Genomic DNA, 16,368 nt, shown 5'->3' with positions numbered 1-16,368 from the left:
ACGCTCCTTGCCATCACAAATCTCGGGACAGTCGAGGGAAGATTGTTCCGATCTCATATCCAGTACCGCCAAGGTTCCTCTTGAAAGTTACTGCGATCTCACCGCCTTCAAAGGTCGGTATCTGCTCCACCTCAGGCTCTTTAACTGATCCTAGGTCGCTCCCCGAATCTCGCGCCTGCAGCCACTGCTTACGCTGCTTCTTGGACTCTGGCCAGTCTTTGAGTGCGAATCCAGAGCAGAATCGATGTCCGTCCGGGCCGAGAAGATCAGCAATCGGAATTGGGATCAACAGGGGCTTGAAATTCTCATCCCATCGAGCTGTGAGCACCGCCCGAACGTCGGGATGCTCAGTCGCTCCGAGGTACGCAGCCGCGAAGGCTGTCGCGTCGTGAATCCTTGTGGCGTCTCGACCGCAGTAGTGCGGCTTGGTCGGGTCGAGGCCATCGATACCGAGAGCCCTCTTTCCTGGGTCCAACTGAGCGGGATCTTCGTTATAGGCCACCCTGCGAGCCTGCATTTCGTCAGTACCCATCGCACCATGCCGGATGTGACCGTGGCCACCTCCTTGATCGATTGAGACATACACGCTTTGGACTACGGGTTCGCAGTCGACTACCGGCTCCAACCAGGGCTTAGAATCCTTGTGGTTTGCCACGTATAGAACTGCATTTCGCCCGTCCTCGGCACGTTGGACGTCGACGTCGAGGGGATCTTCATCTGGTGGAGGGGTGTTCAGCTCGATGGCATCCGGTTTCGGCGGTCGTGACATTGTGAATTGCTCAGGGTTCCAGCGATCGAAGCGCGCCCGGACGATCTCACCGTTGACTTCGGCATCGGCGCTGAAGAGGTCCCAGCGATCTGCGGTTTCGCGGCCCTTGCTGACGTCGTCGTCGATGCTGTCATTGTGATGGTCGTCGTTCGACGGTCCCTCCGAGGTATCGGGTGAGCTCTCGGGATTGGCGACCGGATCGCGACTTCGATCAGTAGCGTCTACGGCTGCGTACGGCACGTCTTTGTGCACAGACTCGGCATCGTCATCAGCGACCGCTGGCTCGTCAGTGCGGGCTCGCTCTTCGTCTACTATTCGGGCCGGATCGACGCCCGCAGTGCGTTCGCCGTCGTCGACATTGCGCCGTTCAGGAGGCGCTTGTTCCTTGGTCTCGATGTTGCGGTCCTCTATTTGCTTGCCAGAGTGGGCGCCGTCGTCAGCTCCGTCATCCGAGTTGGCCTCATCACCGGATCCCCAGCCAAGGCGTGTAAACCTCGGGTCCTCCAGCATCTTTTCGCGCATTCCCGCGGGCGCCCGGTCAGCGGCATCCTGGGCGATCGACGTCGAGTCACTGGATGACTGTGCGTTCTCGCTCGTCGCTGTGTCACGTCCAGAGTGCTGGTCGGCAGAGTCTTCGCCATCACGGACTGGTCGTATCGGGGTTTGATCTGGCCGGTCGTCCTGTTCCTTGTGCCCGCGTGAGTCGAGCGAGTCCTTGGCCGGCCCGGCAGCGGCCCCGGGTCGCCCCTCGACCGCTCGGTACCCGGGATCGGTGGTGTCCTGCTGAATGCTGGGTTCTGGGCTGTCGACAGCCTCAGAGATGGCAGGTTCGATCGAGGCGTCGCGGCCGGGGGTCTGATCGGACGGGCGGTCCGGTTCGACGGGCTCTGGCCTACGCGGCCGGTCCATGGCGCTACTCCCCCGCGCTATTCAGCGTCCGGAAGACATATCGATGCCACTCTCCAGGCACAGTCATCATGTGCGTTCCCGTGAGTCTGCAGCTACTCGACCGCGTGATCCGCCCCAGCCCGCCTGAACGTCGTACTTGGACATCTCTGAGCTCAGCGCTAGGTATCCGTTGTAGTCAGTCGAGCGCCTTTGTGGGGTGCCAATCGGGCAACAGTTCGTTGTCACGCGGGTAAACCTCCTGATCTTCTCGTAAGAGGTCATCGGTGGCTTGTTCCCCGAAGGGCCGGCGATCGTAGTCGAACTCGGCTTCGATTCGACTGTCCGGGTCGACTATGAAACTGGCGTTGTACCAGGTGCCTTTGCCTGGTTGATACATCTCTGCTCGGAGCAGGTCGCAGGCGATACGTCCGGCGCGCTCGATCGTGTTTGAGACGTCCGTGGAACCGTCTCCCATGTCGATCTCGAGGTCTGTGCCGATCATGCCTGCCGCGCCGGTCGCAGAGAGTCGGAGGAGTCGCCAACCGGGGGGAGCGGCGCGGAGCATGGCTGCACCAATCTCGGTGAGTTGCTCGCTGCTCTGCTCAAGCACTGGGGTCATCCTTTCGCTGCGCTGGCTCGTGAGTCTGCAGCTACTCAGGTGGATTATCCGCGTGATCGACCCAGCCTGCCTCAATGTCTTCCTTGGTCATCCCTGAACGGAGCTCTACGTGTCCGTTGTAGGCCTCGTCGACAGCCCAAATGCGCCCACCCGGCTCCTCAGGAAGAATGGACCGAGCCCACAGCATGACCTCGATCGCCTGTTCATCTGTGCCATCGGTGTAGATGCCGTCGCGGGCGCGGAAGTGGAAGATCTGGAACGCCGGCTCGCCCGGCCGATCGATCCGTGCCGCGATGTCGACAGGCGATTCGTCAGGCACCTCTGGTACGAGGGAAGTCACCTGTGCCCCGAAGCCGTCGACGACCGCCGTCTCGAAATGCTCCTTGGCCAGATCGAACCCGTCCGCGTCGGGCGACAGGATGATGATGTTCGGCATTAGTGCTCTTCCTCCGACCAGACCTGGATATCCAGGTCGATGTCCTCGCCGAGGATCCTTCGTGCTCGCTCTCCCAGGAAGCGCGCTGCGGCGTCCGTACTCGTCACGAGTCTGATCCTCTCAACGGGATTGGCATTGTGTTGCACGACACTTGCATAGCGGTACATCTCGCGATCGAACGGGCGCAGCATGACCTCGAGCATGCGCGGCGGCACTGTGCCCTCATACAGGCTGCGATCGGGACGCGTCACATACTTCACCTCCACCACGACCACCGTGTCAGGGTCGATCTCCAGGCCGTCTGCCCAGATCGTGCTGCCAGGCTCCGCCGTCTGTAGTTCTACCTCGACATCTCCAACGCGCGCCCTTTGGTATTGCGCCCACGGTTTATCCGACGTGACCGGTTTCGTGTGTTCCGGATCAGCCAGCCGTTCTTCGACCCAGCTGCGACGCTTCTCGGGATCCGTCCACTGGCGCTCCTCCAAACCAGTCTGAACACTGCCCGAGGCATCGGCGTTCGACGCCAGCAGCGAAGTCTCTGACTCCTTCCGGCCTTCTGCGACAGTTTTGCCATCGGGGAGCGTCGTGAGCGACTCGCCTTCTGGCATCGCGGCATCCTGCACCGTCGACTGGGTGTCAACTGCAGCATCGAGCCGATGTCGCTGCTCTTCATCGGCACCAACTGTTGCAACCGCGTCCACTTCGTCGACGCTGCGTTGGTCGGCCAGCTCACTGTCGGAGCGTGGTTCTGTGCTCTTCGGGTCGTCTCTGGCTTCGGAGTCCAGGGTCCTGTCCTCGGGCGTAGCCGCGATCTCGTCTGCTTGGTTCGGAGCGTCGGCTACGACCGGCGTCTCCGGACCGGCGCCCGCGGTCTCCTCACTGCTGCTCGCGGAGTCGCCTTCGGCTTGCTTCTCGGGAGAAGGGGGTCCGTCGAGGCTGTCGGAATCGAGACCCGCAGGCTCGCCGTTCCGCGTCGCTGGCTCGGGCACATCAGCGATCTCCGGTTCGCCGCCGTCCTGTCGCCCCTCAGGACCTACTGCCTGTTCCCTCGGGTCTCGAGCACGGACATCGCCTTCTTTTCGGGAGTGAGCATCGCCGCCGGATCCCCAGCCGAGGCGCGTAAAGACCGGGCTTTGAAGCATCTTTTCGTGCATTTTCGCGGGCAACCGGTCAGAGGCATCATGCGCGGCCGATGTGGCCTCGCAGGACGTCTGTGGGTTTTCGGTCGTTGCTGCGTCGCGGCGGTTTCGCTGGTCCACGACGTCTGCGGCGTCACCTGCGGGCCGATTCGACGGTCGATCCGGCCGGTCTTTCTGAACCTCGTCCAGCCGCGAATCAGGCGAGTTTTTGTCCGGCCCGGTCGAGGCTGCGGGTCGCCCCTCGACGGTTCGCTCGGCCGAATCGGCGGCACCCTGCTGCACGCGGGATTCCGGATCCGGCCGGTTGCCGGCAGGGTCCGGGCCTGTCCGCTCTACCGGAGCGTCAGGGGTGGGAGCTGAGTCGGAAGGACGGTCCGGTTCATTGGGTTCGGGTCTGCGTGGTCGGTCCATGTCGCTACTCGCCCGCGCTTTCCAGCGTCCGGAAGATATAGCGATGCCAGTGTCCGGGCACGGTCAGTCCGTGGGTCGCCTCGAGCAGTTGCGAGTGCCAATCGGTGGCGGTGGACAGACTGGCGGCTGCACGAAGCAGAGTGCCATTACCGAGCAGCAGCTCCGACGGCACGCTGACGGAGCCGACCTTCATGAAGCTCCAAATCTGCTCCTCGATCGTCGATCCCCACAGCTTCAGCCCTCGCTTGCCCCACTCTTCGGTCAATGGATGCGGCGCGTCGACTGGCCCGGAATAGGTTCGCAAGGCGTCGGCAACATCGGCGAACCGGAACGCTCCGGCCTGCCACTCGATCTCTGTAGCCGCACAGCTGAGCTCTTGCTCCCTCACGACACCACGTACGACCTCGGTTAGATGATCGGTCAGCCTGGCCGATACGACGTGGCCTTCGATCGCCTCCAAGCGTCCGGCCACGGCCGAGCCGACTGACTCGCCGATCGCGTGCTCGACCACCTCTGGCGAGACGTCGTCGAACACCCACGGGGATACGGGTATCGGTCTAGGCGCGGCGGCCAAGTGAGCTACCGTCAGCAGCTCGACCCACACCACGAATCGCGGGTTCTGCTCAAGAAGCTGGGCAACATCCGCGATCTCGCGAACTGTGGAAAGTCGATCACTGTTGCCCCCTCCACGCGAGCGGGTCCGGCGATCGGCAGCCTTGACTGTCGGTGGTGTAGCGGCTCGTTGCTCGCGTGGTCCGCCGTGCGGGATGCGAACTCGGACGGGCCTGTCCATGCCGTCAGTGAAGACGGCGGCCTGGCCGGGTGGGAGTGAGACGACGGCTCGGGATTGGGGTTCGTCGAGGTTCATGGTGGCGCCGACGGTTTCGCGGTCGTCGGCGGCGGGCAGCCGGTGCAGGATCTTGAGGGCGGAGTTCTTGACGACGTCGGGGATGACCTTGCTGGGGATCTGTTCCGCAACGACGATGCCTTCGCCGTACGCCCGGATCTCGGCGAGCAAGCCGGCAAACATCTCCACTGCGTGACTAGTGGTGCCGTCAGTACTTGCCTTGAGCAAGCGATGGGCTTCTTCGACGACGGTCACGTGGCGCAGGCTGGAAGACGGTCCACGCCGCATGCGAAGGTGTTCGATCAGCCGGATCAGTACGACGCCCATGCAGAACGCTTTGTCCTGGTCGTCGCCGACATCTTCGAGTTCGAGGACGACGTTGCGACTGAGCAGGTCAGCGACGTCGAGCGGGTATCCCCCGCCGAGAAATCGGCCAGGTGTCCCGAGGAGCAATGACGTCAGGCGGACATCGACGAAACCACGGACGTCCGCCGCGAGCTCAGCGCCGTATCCGATGTCGTCGACCACCGCACGTGCTGTCGTCTGCAGGTCGGCCAGCGACGGATATTCGGTCCCGCCCCGGCTCAGCGCGAGATCCCAGCCGTAAGCCGTGTAGCACCGGTTCAGCGCCTGGCTGAGCACCTGAGGGAACGGCTCGTGCGCCTCGAACGCGGCCAGGAACAGCGCACGCACGAGATCCAGGTGTGTCTGCAGCGGAAAGCCGGCCTCCGGTTCGAGCGGGTTCAGGCTCAGCGGTACGGCGTCCGGGTCGCCGAGCCGAATGACCGCAACGCTCGAGTCCGAGCCCAAGCGGCCGGCCATCGCCGCGTACTCGGCCTTCGCGGGCTCGATCACCAGCCACGGTATGGATGCGGCAGTGAGCCCTTCGAGCAGATGCCGGATCGTTTGCGACTTGCCGGACCCCGTAGCGCCGGCGACGAATGCGTGCCGGTTCAGCGTGTCCTGCGAAACCGTCATGGCCCCGACCGCCCGTCCAGCCGCATCAATGACATCGCCGAGCGGGATCCCGTTCGCCGGTGTCTCAGGCGTCAGGTCGAACCGCACCTGTTCGACCACACGAACACCGGCGATCTCACGCACCGGCGGTCGCCCGATCGCAGCAAGCAGCTCGCCCGTCGCCTTGAAGCCCGTCGGCTCGGGTGCACTCGCCTCGACCACGGCCGCTTCAGTGCGAATCGCACGCTGTGGAGTCAAGGCGTAGGGGGTGGCGTGCAGGTCGGCCACCCCGGCGAAGGTCTGCGCGACAAGTCTCGCGCTGGCTTCATCGGCCCCTCCTGCGAGGATCTGCACGGACCACAGGCCGCCTTGTGCGGCGGAGAAGTCGCGGTAGCGGGCGCGGTTGCGCTCCAGCTCGAGCGCGTCCCTTCCTGAGACCTTCTCGCGGTCCAGCCCCATCGTCATCTGCAGATGAAGGTCGTCGAGCAGTTCGGAGCGCTCCCCTGTTCCGACGGGAGCAGCCGTGATCAGCCAGGCGAAGGCCGGCAAAACCTCGGCCAGGTCCTCCAGCGTTCCGGCTGGTTCGACCTCGGCCTCGGGCAGCGCGGTGAGTACGTCGTGCGCGCCGTTCACCTCTACCCAGTAGGGAAAGTTCACCGAGTCCGCATCGGCAGCTCGTGCGCCGACCGGATAGGACACTGAACCGTCCACAGGCTCGATCCCCACCCGGACCTCGATCGGCCCGCCGGCCACCGCGCGAGTCCAGCAGAAACTGAACGGCCGCCCAGCCGATGCGAGCATCCTCAGCGTCGGCAACAGCCCGCGCCGAAGTGCGGCGAGGCGTTGCGCCGCACCCGTGTCCGGCCCGCCGGCCAACGGCACCTCGGTGATGCGCCACTGCGGAATCGCGCTGTTCGAGATCATGAATCCCCCAGCCGCGGATCGCAGTCGCCGAGCCGCGGACTCGCCGGATCGAGCGGGTCCACCATCACGAAGGCAGTCGGTGACAAGCCCTGCAGCACTGTCGGCTCCATCGAGTACTCATACGTGCGCTGATACCCGACCGACGTACTCTCCGTAGAGCCGCTCGACTCCGAGCTAGAGATCGCCTCCGACCACGACGTTCCACCGGTGGTCGACGTCGAATACTGCTCACCAGACGTCTTGGAACCAGACCGGTGCCGCCGGCTGAACAGCAATCCAAAGGTCGTCTGCCGACTGTCCGATGTCTGTACGCCGACCGAATCGCTCGTCGAGGCACTGTTGCCCCGCGTGGTGCTGTCGGACGTCGAGGTGGACGTGTTCGTCCCGTGCGAGTAGGTGAACTGGCTCGCCACCAGTCGGTGCTGCCGTCCGATGAAGGTCGCAGCCTGCTCGGCTTCCTTGGCGTTCCCGAGGCGCATGAACAGCACCGCGTCCCCACCGCCCAGGAGCTCCACGGCACTGTCGCGCAGATGCGCGAACAGCAGCACGAGCCGGAGCCCGTTGCGCCGGCAGATGCTGTCGAACCGCTCGAGTTCCGGCCTCGCCACAGCATCCGCTCCAGCGATCACGACGATGCGTTCCCCAAGCCCCGACAGCTGACCGCGCTGGATTCGGACCATCGTGATCTGGAACATCAGGTGCCGCAGCAACGAAGCAGACAGCTCCGACTCACGGGGCGACAGCTCGAATACCCGCAACGAAACCTCGTCGCCGTCCCACCCGTCCATCGGCTCGTCTCCGGTCACGGCAGCCATCCGCCGCACGCCAGCAGCCAGCTTGAACAATCGTGCCTCCGCCGTACGCCGGGCAGACTCGCTCAGCAGATCAGCCAGCTTCATGTACTCAGGACGCGTCAGCTCACCCCGCTGATCCGGAGTCAGCTGCCGCAGCAACACCTGAAACGCCAAATGCAGCCTCGTGAACGTAACCGGGCCGTCGGTCAAGCACTCAACAATCTGCTGGACCAAGCTAGCGTCGACACCGCGCGACTCGTTCTGCTCGGGCTCTGCCCCGCGCAGCCCTTCAGCGATCACCACACCGATCTCGTCCGGGTTCAGACCAGTCAGCGGATTCAGAGCCTTCGTTTCGTTCGGTACGACGGCCGACCGGATCGGTGCGCCGTATTCGCCGGCCATGCGGCGCAGCGGCTCAACGACGGCATCCTGGGTGAGGTCGAGCACCACCAGGCGCCCGCCCGCACTCATCAGCGAGCTGCCCATCGCGAGCAGCGCAGCACGCCAGCCGGCCGCAGTCCCGCCGTACAGGTCGACGCGCTCCTTGGTTACCGGGCCTACCGGCACCCACGGACGCACTGCACTGACCTGCAGCGCCTTCGTCTGCTCCCGCTGACTCAGCTCCTGCTGCCAAACCTGTACGTCGCGCTCGAATCCGGCCATCGTGGTGACACAGTCGGCCAGCCACCGCTGATGCTCCTTGACCGCAGCCCGGCGCAGCATCTCCGGACGGCCCCACCGCAACCAACCGAGACCCACTGCCATCACGGCAGGCACCAGGGCCAGCAACGGATCGACTGCGACGTAGACCACAACGGTTGCGGCAACAACCCCCGTCGTCGCCCAGGTCAGGACGGGGCTCACCCGGGCTGCAGAAGCACGCTTGGTCTCCAACGTCGCGAGCGTCGACGGGGGCGGCACGGCGGGAACTGGTGGGTCTTCCTGCTCGACGACCACGACCTCTTGCCCGCGGTACTCCCAGCCCCACTGCTCGGCTTCATGGGTCGCAACGATCGGTTCAGCCATGCGACGCCCCGGTCAGCCGCTCCAGCACCACACCACGCGCCAGGTCGGCGAGGATCGCCTCGGCCTCAGCCACGGTTGCCGTCGCTCGGCTGACTGTGGTGTCCCATTCCGTGTCGTCCGCGACGGTGAACCTCCGGCGGCATCCAGCGCAGTGCGTCGCGGACGTGTCGGACCAGGAGGCACAGTATGAGCAGCGGCGCGCCTGCAGCAGTCGCTCCGCTGTGGATAGTCGCCGCCGCTCCATCAGCGCCCGCTGCCAGCGGGCTTGTGCCTGCGGCAGGTACTCGACCAGCTGCTGATCGGTGAAATTCATGCCGCGCCCGGCCAGGACAGCCGCCGTCAGCCTGGCTGCGGCATCCCGGTGGACCGCGGTCGCCTTCCCGATCGGGCCGACCGTCACCAGTAGGGGGAACCAGCCGAGTGTCTGCAGCCGCAGGGCCGCGCGGCCCCGATTCCAGCGCAGGGACATGCTGGAGCTGTCGTCGGGATCGATTGTCCAGCCGGCTGGGCGCAACGCGCTCTCAAACAAGGCTCGCTGCGGGGCATCCAAGGCGGCATGCGGTAAAAGCAAGTGGGTGTGCTGCCGACCTTCGAGCCCGGCCCGCGTGCCAGCCACAGCATCCTCCCGAAAACGTGCGGTCTCCCCAGTGGGCCGCGCCAGGGCAACTGTAGTTACTGAACGTGCCCAGCGCACCACAAACCGGCGAAGTCGGTTCACAAATGCACAAGCGGTGTTTGTGCTGTGCTCCCCTTCGGCTGGCTGTTCAGTCGCTGAGAATCTGGCTGATCAGCTCCCCTACCTTCGATCGTTCCTGCGGCGTAAGTACTTCCTGAAAGCCGTCGGTGCCGTGGAAATCGTCCAGATAGGCAATCAGTGCCTGCAGCAACGCGATGCATTCGAGCGCGTAGGCCGGTAGGCCGTCGTGTGTCTGGAGCTCGGTCCCTCGCACGCCCGCCTCACGCGCGGTCGTGGCGTTCCAGCCGGCTGCCGGGTTGCGACGGCGAAGCTCCAGCCCGGTCCGCGGCTCGAAGAACTCATCAGCACGAGCGGCGTTCTTGCCCAGTCCTGCGATGAACTGTGTGACCTCTGCACATTCGGCTGGCGTCAGAAACTGGTCGAAGCCGTGCGGGGCGTGGAGTTCGGCGACGTAGGCAGCGAGTGCTTCGGTGCAGTGGATGATCGCAGCCATCTCCCTGTCGGACGCAGCGTCTGCGATCGCGGCGACCTGGGCTGGGGTGTCGATGACGTCGTCGATATCCAGATTCAGGCCGGGTACTGTGCGCTGGCGTTCGGCTGATGCAGGTTGAGTCATGGCCCGCCAATCCCTCGTCGGCTGCGCTGGTCTGCGCTTGCACCTTGGCCTAGTTGCTTGGCTCGTCGTCCAGAGCCAGCAGTCAGGGAGCTTAGTGGACGCTGCTGTGGCGATCCCCGCAAGACGTGGATCGGAGAGCCGATGGGAGGGCGATGGCGCAGTATCCAGGCTTCTGTGCCGGGGTTGCTAAAAGCGAGCCAACCGGCCGCATCTTCGATGACCACGTCTTTGCGCACCAGGGCGTCGCAGGCCGGCTCGAACTGGGCCCGATCTGCTCTTGGCAGGTGCGCACGCAGTACTGCGCGGTCGCGCGGGAGGTTCCCACCGACGCTAGCGAGGGCTTGTGCGACTGACTGTTCTGCTGGTGTCAGAATGTGCCATTTCGGTGCGTGGACTTGGCGGTCCAGCTTGGCGATGGCCCGTTCGATGCCGTGGTCCGCGGCGGCCACGGTCAGCAAGGCTGAGTTGGGCGACATTGCCTTGCAGGCCTCGTGGGCGGCTAGCTGTAGGCGTTGTGGATGTCCCCGCGAGACGGTCAGGAGTCGCTCGTAGGCGCCCGGCTCAATGGCGATTCCGCGCGCTCCGGCCGTGTGCACCAAGACCGCCTGGGCCTCGCTTGGTGTCAGGGGACCGAGCCGACGGGCGTTGAAGACACCAGCGCGATCGGCCCGGGCGAGCCGTAGGTCGCCGGCGGGAGCGCTGGTCGCAATCACGCCGACCGGAGACCCCGCACGTGAGCATTGCTCGAGACCGTTACAGAGCTGCCGGAGCTCGGAAGGCGACCAGTTCTCGAGGTCGTCGACCAGGATCATGGCGGGGCGGGCGGATCGGGCAGCACGCTGGCCGGCGTCTACTAGCTGCTGTGCGACGTCGCACGAGGTCTTGGAGGGCCCGATCTCGACTGAGGCGCCTACACCGCGCAGCAGTCCAATCGAAAGGCTGCCGCCGTGGACGCTGCCCTTCAGACGCGCCGACCGCTCTCGAGCTCGTGCCGCGAAGCCGCGCATCCGTTGGGCGTCGACGCTGTTGCGGAAGATGTCGCTGAGGTCGTGCGAGTCGTATTTGCTGATGACCGCCACCTGCCAGCCACCATCGGCCAACTGCTTGCTGGCGGCGTTGAGGAGCGCTGTCTTGCCGATGCCTTGGGTGCCATGAATCAGCAAGCCGTTCGTATCACCAACCTCCCCTGCGGCGACCCGCTGAGCAAGATCCCGGATCGCATCGAATTCGGCGGCGCGCCCATGCGGCCACAGGGGTACGTCACCGGGCTTAGGTGTGAAGGGACTGCCGTAGCTCATCCCGCCTCCTGCCCATGTGACCTCGGTCTGAGTCTCGATCGTAGGTCGATGAACCGGATCCCTGCAGAACTGCCTGTGGATAACTCGCAGCGCAACAGCGAAGCAGGCCTAGCGAACGGGGAGTCCTGCCATGCGGGGTGGGGCCTGGGTCGCGTCAAGTCGACGCTCGCATCAGGCATCGTCGGGGTGTGGTTGTGTCTGACCTCGACGGTGAGGCAGCATGGTTACAGTCTGGGAGCACCCCGCCTCCGTCATGGGTTGGTGGATTCAGTGCGACTGGATCATGAATGCCCCGTCTGATGCAGGTGCGAAGCAGAGGTACTCCCTTCACTTCGCGCTTTCCAGCGGGGCATTCGCTTTCCGGGCCTCGCTCGCGTATGGCCCGTCCCTGCCCGGCTCGAAGCCAGTAGCAGCGCGAGGTCCCGCGGTCGGCACCTGAACGGCGCTACGCAATCCGCACCATCGACGTGTCAATGCCGAGGGCAACAGTCCGTGCGGTCCTGATCGGACCGTCGGGGTGCGCGCTCGATCAGGCCGAGCCCAGTTCAGATTGGGAACGCAAGAAGGCCCTGCCGGCCGAAGCTGGGCAGGGCTTCTCGCAACTCTCTCAGTGGGCGGTCAGCTCGCCGCCCTCTTGATCTTCCAGATCGAGGAACGCACCCACCGCATCAGCGTCCACATTCGGGGTGCTGGGCCCCCGCCATGCACCCCGCACTCGGGACAACCCAGGTCAGCAACTACAGCCTCGAACCAGGCCTCCGGGTCAAGGCTGTCGGCGATCTCAGCGGGGACCCCAGCGCGGTGGCTAATGTTCCAGTGCAGCTCGCCGCCGAGCGGATGCGTACAGTTCCCCGGTGATCCCTGCCAAGGGAAGCGGTTGTCCTGCCAGCTCCCATCTCTGAACTTCGTAATGGGCGCACCACAGTCGACACACTTGAACCAGCCCATTTCATGCCGCAGATAGTGCGTGTCCCACGTCTTCCTGCAGCGGGCGCAGGAGATTTCAGCCATTGTGTACTCCCTTCAAACCGCCGCCCGGGTCATGGCCAGACGGCTACTGCCTGAGTGACAGTGGGCCAGAAGCCGGCACAGGGGCCGGCGCCTCACCCGCAGTCCTCAAACGGCGAGATGTCACAACGACGGGCTCTCGCCCTGCGCGGAAAAAGAAGACCCCCGCCGACTGAGCGCCAGGCTCGATCGGCGGGGGTCGCCCGGAGTACTCGATTTGTCGGTCCAGGTCAGCGGGAATCTGCCTGGCTGCTGATCCTCACGGTCGTCGCCGCTGAGGGTCCCCGTCCGGCCTGGGCTCTGACCGGGGCATTCGATGACCACGGTGTGGATCAGGACGTGGTTCCGGCCAAGCCGTCATCGTGCGGAGGCAATGTTTCGGGGCCGGTGGTGGCATGCGGATGTGCGAGGTGGTCGGCCATGCCGTCGCGGTCGACGATCAGCACCCGCCAGGGCGCCGGGATGCCACTTTGCTGACGGGTATGGCGGTACATCTCGGCGCTGACCAGAGTCACCGCGTCGCTGGTCGCTTGGGCGGCACTGTCGTATCCGGTCTGCAGGGTCACAGTGGCAGTGATGCCGCCTTCGTCGGCGATCAGCGTCACTTGGTCGTTCGGGTCGGCGGCCGCCCGATGCAGGATCGTCGCGGCGGTGGCCCTGGGAATCGTGTATTGCAGTTCGGCGTACTTGTGGACGAGGTTGGTCAAGCAGCGCTCCTCAACTTGGTGTGCTCAACGGGGACGCCGGCACCGGGCGATGGTTCGGATTTGCTCACTACGCTTCCCCGTAGATATCGATGTGGAGGGCGTCCATGCGATGGCTGAACTCGATGTCGGTGATGTCAGCGGCCTTGTCGAAGAGCCCCTGGAACATGATCGAAATTTCCTTCTGGTCCTTGTGCAGGTTGCACTCAGGAGAGGTCTGGTTCTTCAAGCAGACACAACCGTGCTTGAGTTTCATGGCTTGCCATGCAGCATCGATCTCGCCTTGAGATTCTTGACTCACGGCTTCCTCCGTGGCTCCGGTGGCCCTGTGGATCGTCCGGTGTTCGTGGCTTGGATCTGGAGACGGTGCCGCGTTAGACCGTGGTGGGCTTGATCGTGGTGATCGTTCTAGCCATCGATCGTTCCTTGCCTGCCGGTGCGCCGTAGATCGAGGCCGCCACGGCCGGATCATCGAGTGTCAGTTGCTTGTTGGCCCGGTAGGTGAGCTTCTGTTCGCGCGGGCTCCAGTGGTTCTCGGTCAGTAGGAACCGGTGGCCGGCGACGACCAGGTAGCCGGCAGTTTCCAGTGCCGGGTGCATGGGGGTCGACACTCCTGTCACGAACAGTGGCGTTGTCCACCCGATGTCCCATACGTAGTCGCCTGGGTTCAGGTCCGACACCGCGACGGGCTGGCTCATCCAGCCATCACCTCATTCCGGGGCTCGGCGATGACAGTCGATGCCATCGGACTGGGCTGTCTGGCTCTGCGGTGGTTCCGCGGCCCAGGCGCACAAGGTGGCGAGGTTGACCGCGGCGATGTCGGTCGCGACCATCACCGCGCCGGTGAACTCATCGCGAATTACGCGAGAGAAGATCACGTGCTGCTCGAGTGGTTGCTTCAGGGTGCGCTGAACCGCGCGGGGCCAGTGACCATGGGCAGTGAACGCGCGTCCCTCCACTCTGGCGTCGAGGTAGCTCTCGGCCGCGTGCTGCCAGTCGGTGCTGGCCAGGTGCTCGTCGGTGAACTGCGTGTACTCGGAGCGGTCGTTGATGAGCTGCATCGAGTGCTATCTCCTCTGGGGAATGCCACAGACCGACGCTGTCGATCTGTGGCGCGTGATGGGCTGGGGTGAATTGGACGACTCATCGGTGTCGGTGCCCTTGGCAAGTACGTGAAGCGCGGCAACTTGCCATCGGACATCACGTCGGTGTCCACCGGCAGGCCTCGTCGCGGGTCTGGAGCGTCTCGGGCTACTGCTCAGCACCTGGCAGCCCAGATGGCCAGCCGGATGCGGCGCCTGTCCGGGGACCCGTCACGGGGATCGGTGAGTTCAATGAAGAATCCTGATAGAGCGGTGGCGCAAGGCCGGCACTGGTTGAATTCAGGCGGTCCGGTCCGTAGTCGCGATCTGGTCCCAGGCCGCTGTATGCGCTGCGACGTCGAGGCCGTCATCGGCCGGAAGTGGCTGCCTGACCTCGTTCCATTCCGGCCACTGCGCGATCCTGGCCTCTACTTGGGCCTGGTCGATCCTGGAATCGCCGTGGTGGCGGGCCACGCGCTCCGGCACGCCCGCGTGCTCGACGGTATGCGCGGTCAGCAACAGGCCGGCAAACTCTGGTTCGCCCAACGCGCACAGCAGGTCCGCTAGCGCTGTTGCCTCAGAACAGAGCATGCGTGGCGCGAGTCCGTCGACCATCGCATGTGTGGCCCAGGCAGCGCGGAAACCCTGCGCAGCACGCAATACCTGGCCGCGGTGCAGGAAGCGCCACGTCTTCGACAGCAGTGGTTCGGGCATGGGGCAGCACTCTCAATTCATTTCCGATGGTGGGGCCTCTTCTGGGGGCTGCGATGGATTCGGGTGTTCGCTCAGAAAAGTGACTGGTGGGCCGGGCCGGGTGCGGAGTCTCGTCCAGGTCAGGACCAGGCCACGCTGATGTGCATCGGGCGCGGCATTGTCCAGAAGACGGGAACCATCTCCCGGCAGCAGCCGATGCCCGGTGTGGTTCCCGTCCGCAGGTGTTTGCTTTGCTGGCCGGATGTGATCAGCCGAAGGGGAGTTCGGAGCCAATCGGCGAGCTCTGGGCCCCGACGAGGGCCTTGGCCTGTGCCGGCACAGCTGCGCGGGCCGCCTGGTTGGTCTGCTCGGCAGCGGCAACGCGTTCAGCGAGGCGGGCTTGGGTGACCTGGAGTGAATCGAGGAAGGTGACCTTCTCGACGACGACCTTCAGGTCGAAGATGTTCTCGCCGTTGCGCAGGTAGGAATCCAGACGCAAGGTCGTACTCAGCGCGACCTTGTCTCCCTGATGAATCTTGGCGAAGGGAGTCTCCTCGAAGGCCGTCTCCTTGCGCACGAACGCCTCGACGGAGATCGCGTCCGACAGAGCCTCGCCCTGGGCGTTCTTGTAGTCGCGGTCCGCGAAAACCGTGAAGACGACCTTCTGCGAGCCGTCGCTGTTGTTGAATCGGATCGGGTCACGGGCCAGACGGCCGACGAGGGTTCCGTGGTTGACCGGGTTCGACATGTTGTCTCCTTGGGTGAGTTGGCTGGATGGAGGAGCGGGCACGGCTATGGACTTGCTGATCCCATTGCCGAGACGGCTTGCCACAGGTGGCTGACTGGGCTCGTGGCATGCCTCGAATGGGCTGCGCCGTTCAGGCGACTCGTCACAATTCAGTAGTCATCTCGCCGCCCGAATCGGCCTCGCCGATCGAGTGCAGTAACGCTTTCTGGGTCGCGGATCAACCACGTCGACCTGGCCTGATGCCCTGCTGTGCTCGGGTCCCTGGCCTCGATGAGGGTCTGTCGAACACCTGGCGCAGGAAGAGGGGCTGTGATGATGGGCGCGCCAGAGCCACCTGAAGCAGCCAATAGATCGGCCATCACAGCATCCTGCAGATCAGCTCTTCAAGCGGCTGCGAATGTCCTGCTCGAGTTCTTCGAGCTCCGAGTCGTCGGCGCCCGGACCGGCAGGCTGCTTGAGGACGGCAAAGAACGCGATCAGGTTCTGGGTCCTCAGCTCTACCTGGATCTTGTCCTGAATGCGCCGCTGCTCTTCGGCGAGCTTTACGAGTTGTTTCTGTGCTACGGCGATGTCGATCTCGGTCTCGCTCGGATCGTGTGCGGGCATGGGGCAGTCCTCCTGTGAACGCCGTAGGCCTCCTCCGGCCGAGGTGTCATGCACCAGTCGACGGGATAGGCGGTTGAGTGGCGACAAGCAGACCGCCGAGGCCGAG

16 protein-coding genes are annotated in these 16,368 nt (G+C 64.6%); all 16 read right to left on the bottom strand.

Features of this window, described 5'->3' with window-relative positions; genetic code table 11:
• Positions 1-13 precede the first annotated feature (13 nt).
• A complete protein-coding gene (locus OG394_RS29475; protein WP_328990392.1) occupies positions 14-1,279 on the bottom strand; it encodes a hypothetical protein in 1,266 nt (421 codons plus the stop codon).
• Positions 1,280-1,853: 574 nt separating this feature from the next.
• Positions 1,854-2,267 carry a hypothetical protein gene (locus tag OG394_RS29470; protein WP_328990391.1) on the bottom strand — a complete coding sequence of 138 codons (414 nt, stop codon included), beginning with the start codon at positions 2,265-2,267 and terminating at the stop codon, positions 1,854-1,856.
• A gap of 40 nt (positions 2,268-2,307) precedes the next feature.
• Positions 2,308-2,712, bottom strand: coding sequence for a hypothetical protein (locus OG394_RS29465; RefSeq protein ID WP_328990390.1), 405 nt, complete (start codon positions 2,710-2,712; stop codon positions 2,308-2,310).
• Complete coding sequence (locus OG394_RS29460; protein ID WP_328990388.1) at positions 2,712-4,133, bottom strand: restriction endonuclease fold toxin-2 domain-containing protein; 1,422 nt, start codon at positions 4,131-4,133, stop codon at positions 2,712-2,714. Before OG394_RS29460 ends, OG394_RS29465 begins: the two co-directional genes overlap by 1 nt.
• A 133-nt stretch (positions 4,134-4,266) precedes the next feature.
• Positions 4,267-6,990 carry an ATP-binding protein gene (locus tag OG394_RS29455; protein WP_328990386.1) on the bottom strand — a complete coding sequence of 908 codons (2,724 nt, stop codon included), beginning with the start codon at positions 6,988-6,990 and terminating at the stop codon, positions 4,267-4,269.
• Positions 6,987-8,810 carry a hypothetical protein gene (locus OG394_RS29450; RefSeq protein ID WP_328990384.1) on the bottom strand — a complete coding sequence of 608 codons (1,824 nt, stop codon included), beginning with the start codon at positions 8,808-8,810 and terminating at the stop codon, positions 6,987-6,989. The genes OG394_RS29455 and OG394_RS29450 overlap by 4 nt, the downstream gene beginning before the upstream one ends.
• Positions 8,803-9,426, bottom strand: a complete 624-nt coding sequence (locus tag OG394_RS29445; protein WP_328990383.1) for a hypothetical protein — start codon at positions 9,424-9,426, stop codon at positions 8,803-8,805. Before OG394_RS29445 ends, OG394_RS29450 begins: the two co-directional genes overlap by 8 nt.
• A gap of 148 nt (positions 9,427-9,574) precedes the next feature.
• A complete protein-coding gene (locus OG394_RS29440) occupies positions 9,575-10,123 on the bottom strand; it encodes a hypothetical protein (protein ID WP_328990381.1) in 549 nt (182 codons plus the stop codon).
• Positions 10,120-11,421 (bottom strand): ATP-binding protein, encoded by a 1,302-nt coding sequence (locus OG394_RS29435; RefSeq protein ID WP_328990379.1) that lies wholly within the window; start codon positions 11,419-11,421, stop codon positions 10,120-10,122. Before OG394_RS29435 ends, OG394_RS29440 begins: the two co-directional genes overlap by 4 nt.
• 1,340 nt (positions 11,422-12,761) lie before the next feature.
• Positions 12,762-13,136 carry a hypothetical protein gene (locus OG394_RS29430; protein ID WP_328990378.1) on the bottom strand — a complete coding sequence of 125 codons (375 nt, stop codon included), beginning with the start codon at positions 13,134-13,136 and terminating at the stop codon, positions 12,762-12,764.
• A 67-nt stretch (positions 13,137-13,203) separates the two neighbouring features.
• Positions 13,204-13,434: a hypothetical protein gene (locus OG394_RS29425; RefSeq protein WP_328990377.1), complete on the bottom strand. Its 231-nt coding sequence runs from the start codon at positions 13,432-13,434 to the stop codon at positions 13,204-13,206.
• Between the two features lie 73 nt (positions 13,435-13,507).
• The gene (locus OG394_RS29420; protein WP_328990375.1) at positions 13,508-13,831 is read right to left on the bottom strand and encodes a hypothetical protein; all 324 of its coding nucleotides are present in this window, start codon (positions 13,829-13,831) and stop codon (positions 13,508-13,510) included.
• Positions 13,832-13,843: 12 nt separating this feature from the next.
• Positions 13,844-14,194: a hypothetical protein gene (locus tag OG394_RS29415; protein ID WP_328990373.1), complete on the bottom strand. Its 351-nt coding sequence runs from the start codon at positions 14,192-14,194 to the stop codon at positions 13,844-13,846.
• A gap of 321 nt (positions 14,195-14,515) precedes the next feature.
• Positions 14,516-14,929: a hypothetical protein gene (locus tag OG394_RS29410; protein ID WP_328990371.1), complete on the bottom strand. Its 414-nt coding sequence runs from the start codon at positions 14,927-14,929 to the stop codon at positions 14,516-14,518.
• A 247-nt stretch (positions 14,930-15,176) separates the two neighbouring features.
• A complete protein-coding gene (locus OG394_RS29405; RefSeq protein WP_328990370.1) occupies positions 15,177-15,656 on the bottom strand; it encodes a single-stranded DNA-binding protein in 480 nt (159 codons plus the stop codon).
• 375 nt (positions 15,657-16,031) lie between these two features.
• Positions 16,032-16,262, bottom strand: coding sequence for a hypothetical protein (locus tag OG394_RS29400; protein WP_328990369.1), 231 nt, complete (start codon positions 16,260-16,262; stop codon positions 16,032-16,034).
• Between the last annotated feature and the right edge of the window lie 106 nt (positions 16,263-16,368).

Origin of the sequence: Kribbella sp. NBC_01245 (assembly GCF_036226525.1) — a bacterium.
GTDB lineage: Bacteria > Actinomycetota > Actinomycetes > Propionibacteriales > Kribbellaceae > Kribbella.
Note: the sequence above shows the minus strand (reverse complement) of the source record. Positions and strands in the feature narration are given on the sequence as shown.

Bases quoted from the DNA above. Each gene is read 5' to 3' on its own strand.
- OG394_RS29400 (WP_328990369.1), bottom strand. From the start codon at position 16,262: ATGCCCGCACACGATCCGAGCGAGACCGAGATCGACATCGCCGTAGCA.
- OG394_RS29435 (WP_328990379.1), bottom strand. From the start codon at position 11,421: ATGAGCTACGGCAGTCCCTTCACACCTAAGCCCGGTGACGTACCCCTG.
- OG394_RS29455 (WP_328990386.1), bottom strand. From the start codon at position 6,990: ATGATCTCGAACAGCGCGATTCCGCAGTGGCGCATCACCGAGGTGCCG.
- OG394_RS29420 (WP_328990375.1), bottom strand. From the start codon at position 13,831: ATGAGCCAGCCCGTCGCGGTGTCGGACCTGAACCCAGGCGACTACGTA.
- OG394_RS29475 (WP_328990392.1), bottom strand. From the start codon at position 1,279: ATGCTGGAGGACCCGAGGTTTACACGCCTTGGCTGGGGATCCGGTGAT.
- OG394_RS29450 (WP_328990384.1), bottom strand. From the start codon at position 8,810: ATGGCTGAACCGATCGTTGCGACCCATGAAGCCGAGCAGTGGGGCTGG.
- OG394_RS29465 (WP_328990390.1), bottom strand. From the start codon at position 2,712: ATGCCGAACATCATCATCCTGTCGCCCGACGCGGACGGGTTCGATCTG.
- OG394_RS29440 (WP_328990381.1), bottom strand. From the start codon at position 10,123: ATGACTCAACCTGCATCAGCCGAACGCCAGCGCACAGTACCCGGCCTG.
- OG394_RS29415 (WP_328990373.1), bottom strand. From the start codon at position 14,194: ATGCAGCTCATCAACGACCGCTCCGAGTACACGCAGTTCACCGACGAG.
- OG394_RS29405 (WP_328990370.1), bottom strand. From the start codon at position 15,656: ATGTCGAACCCGGTCAACCACGGAACCCTCGTCGGCCGTCTGGCCCGT.
- OG394_RS29410 (WP_328990371.1), bottom strand. From the start codon at position 14,929: ATGCCCGAACCACTGCTGTCGAAGACGTGGCGCTTCCTGCACCGCGGC.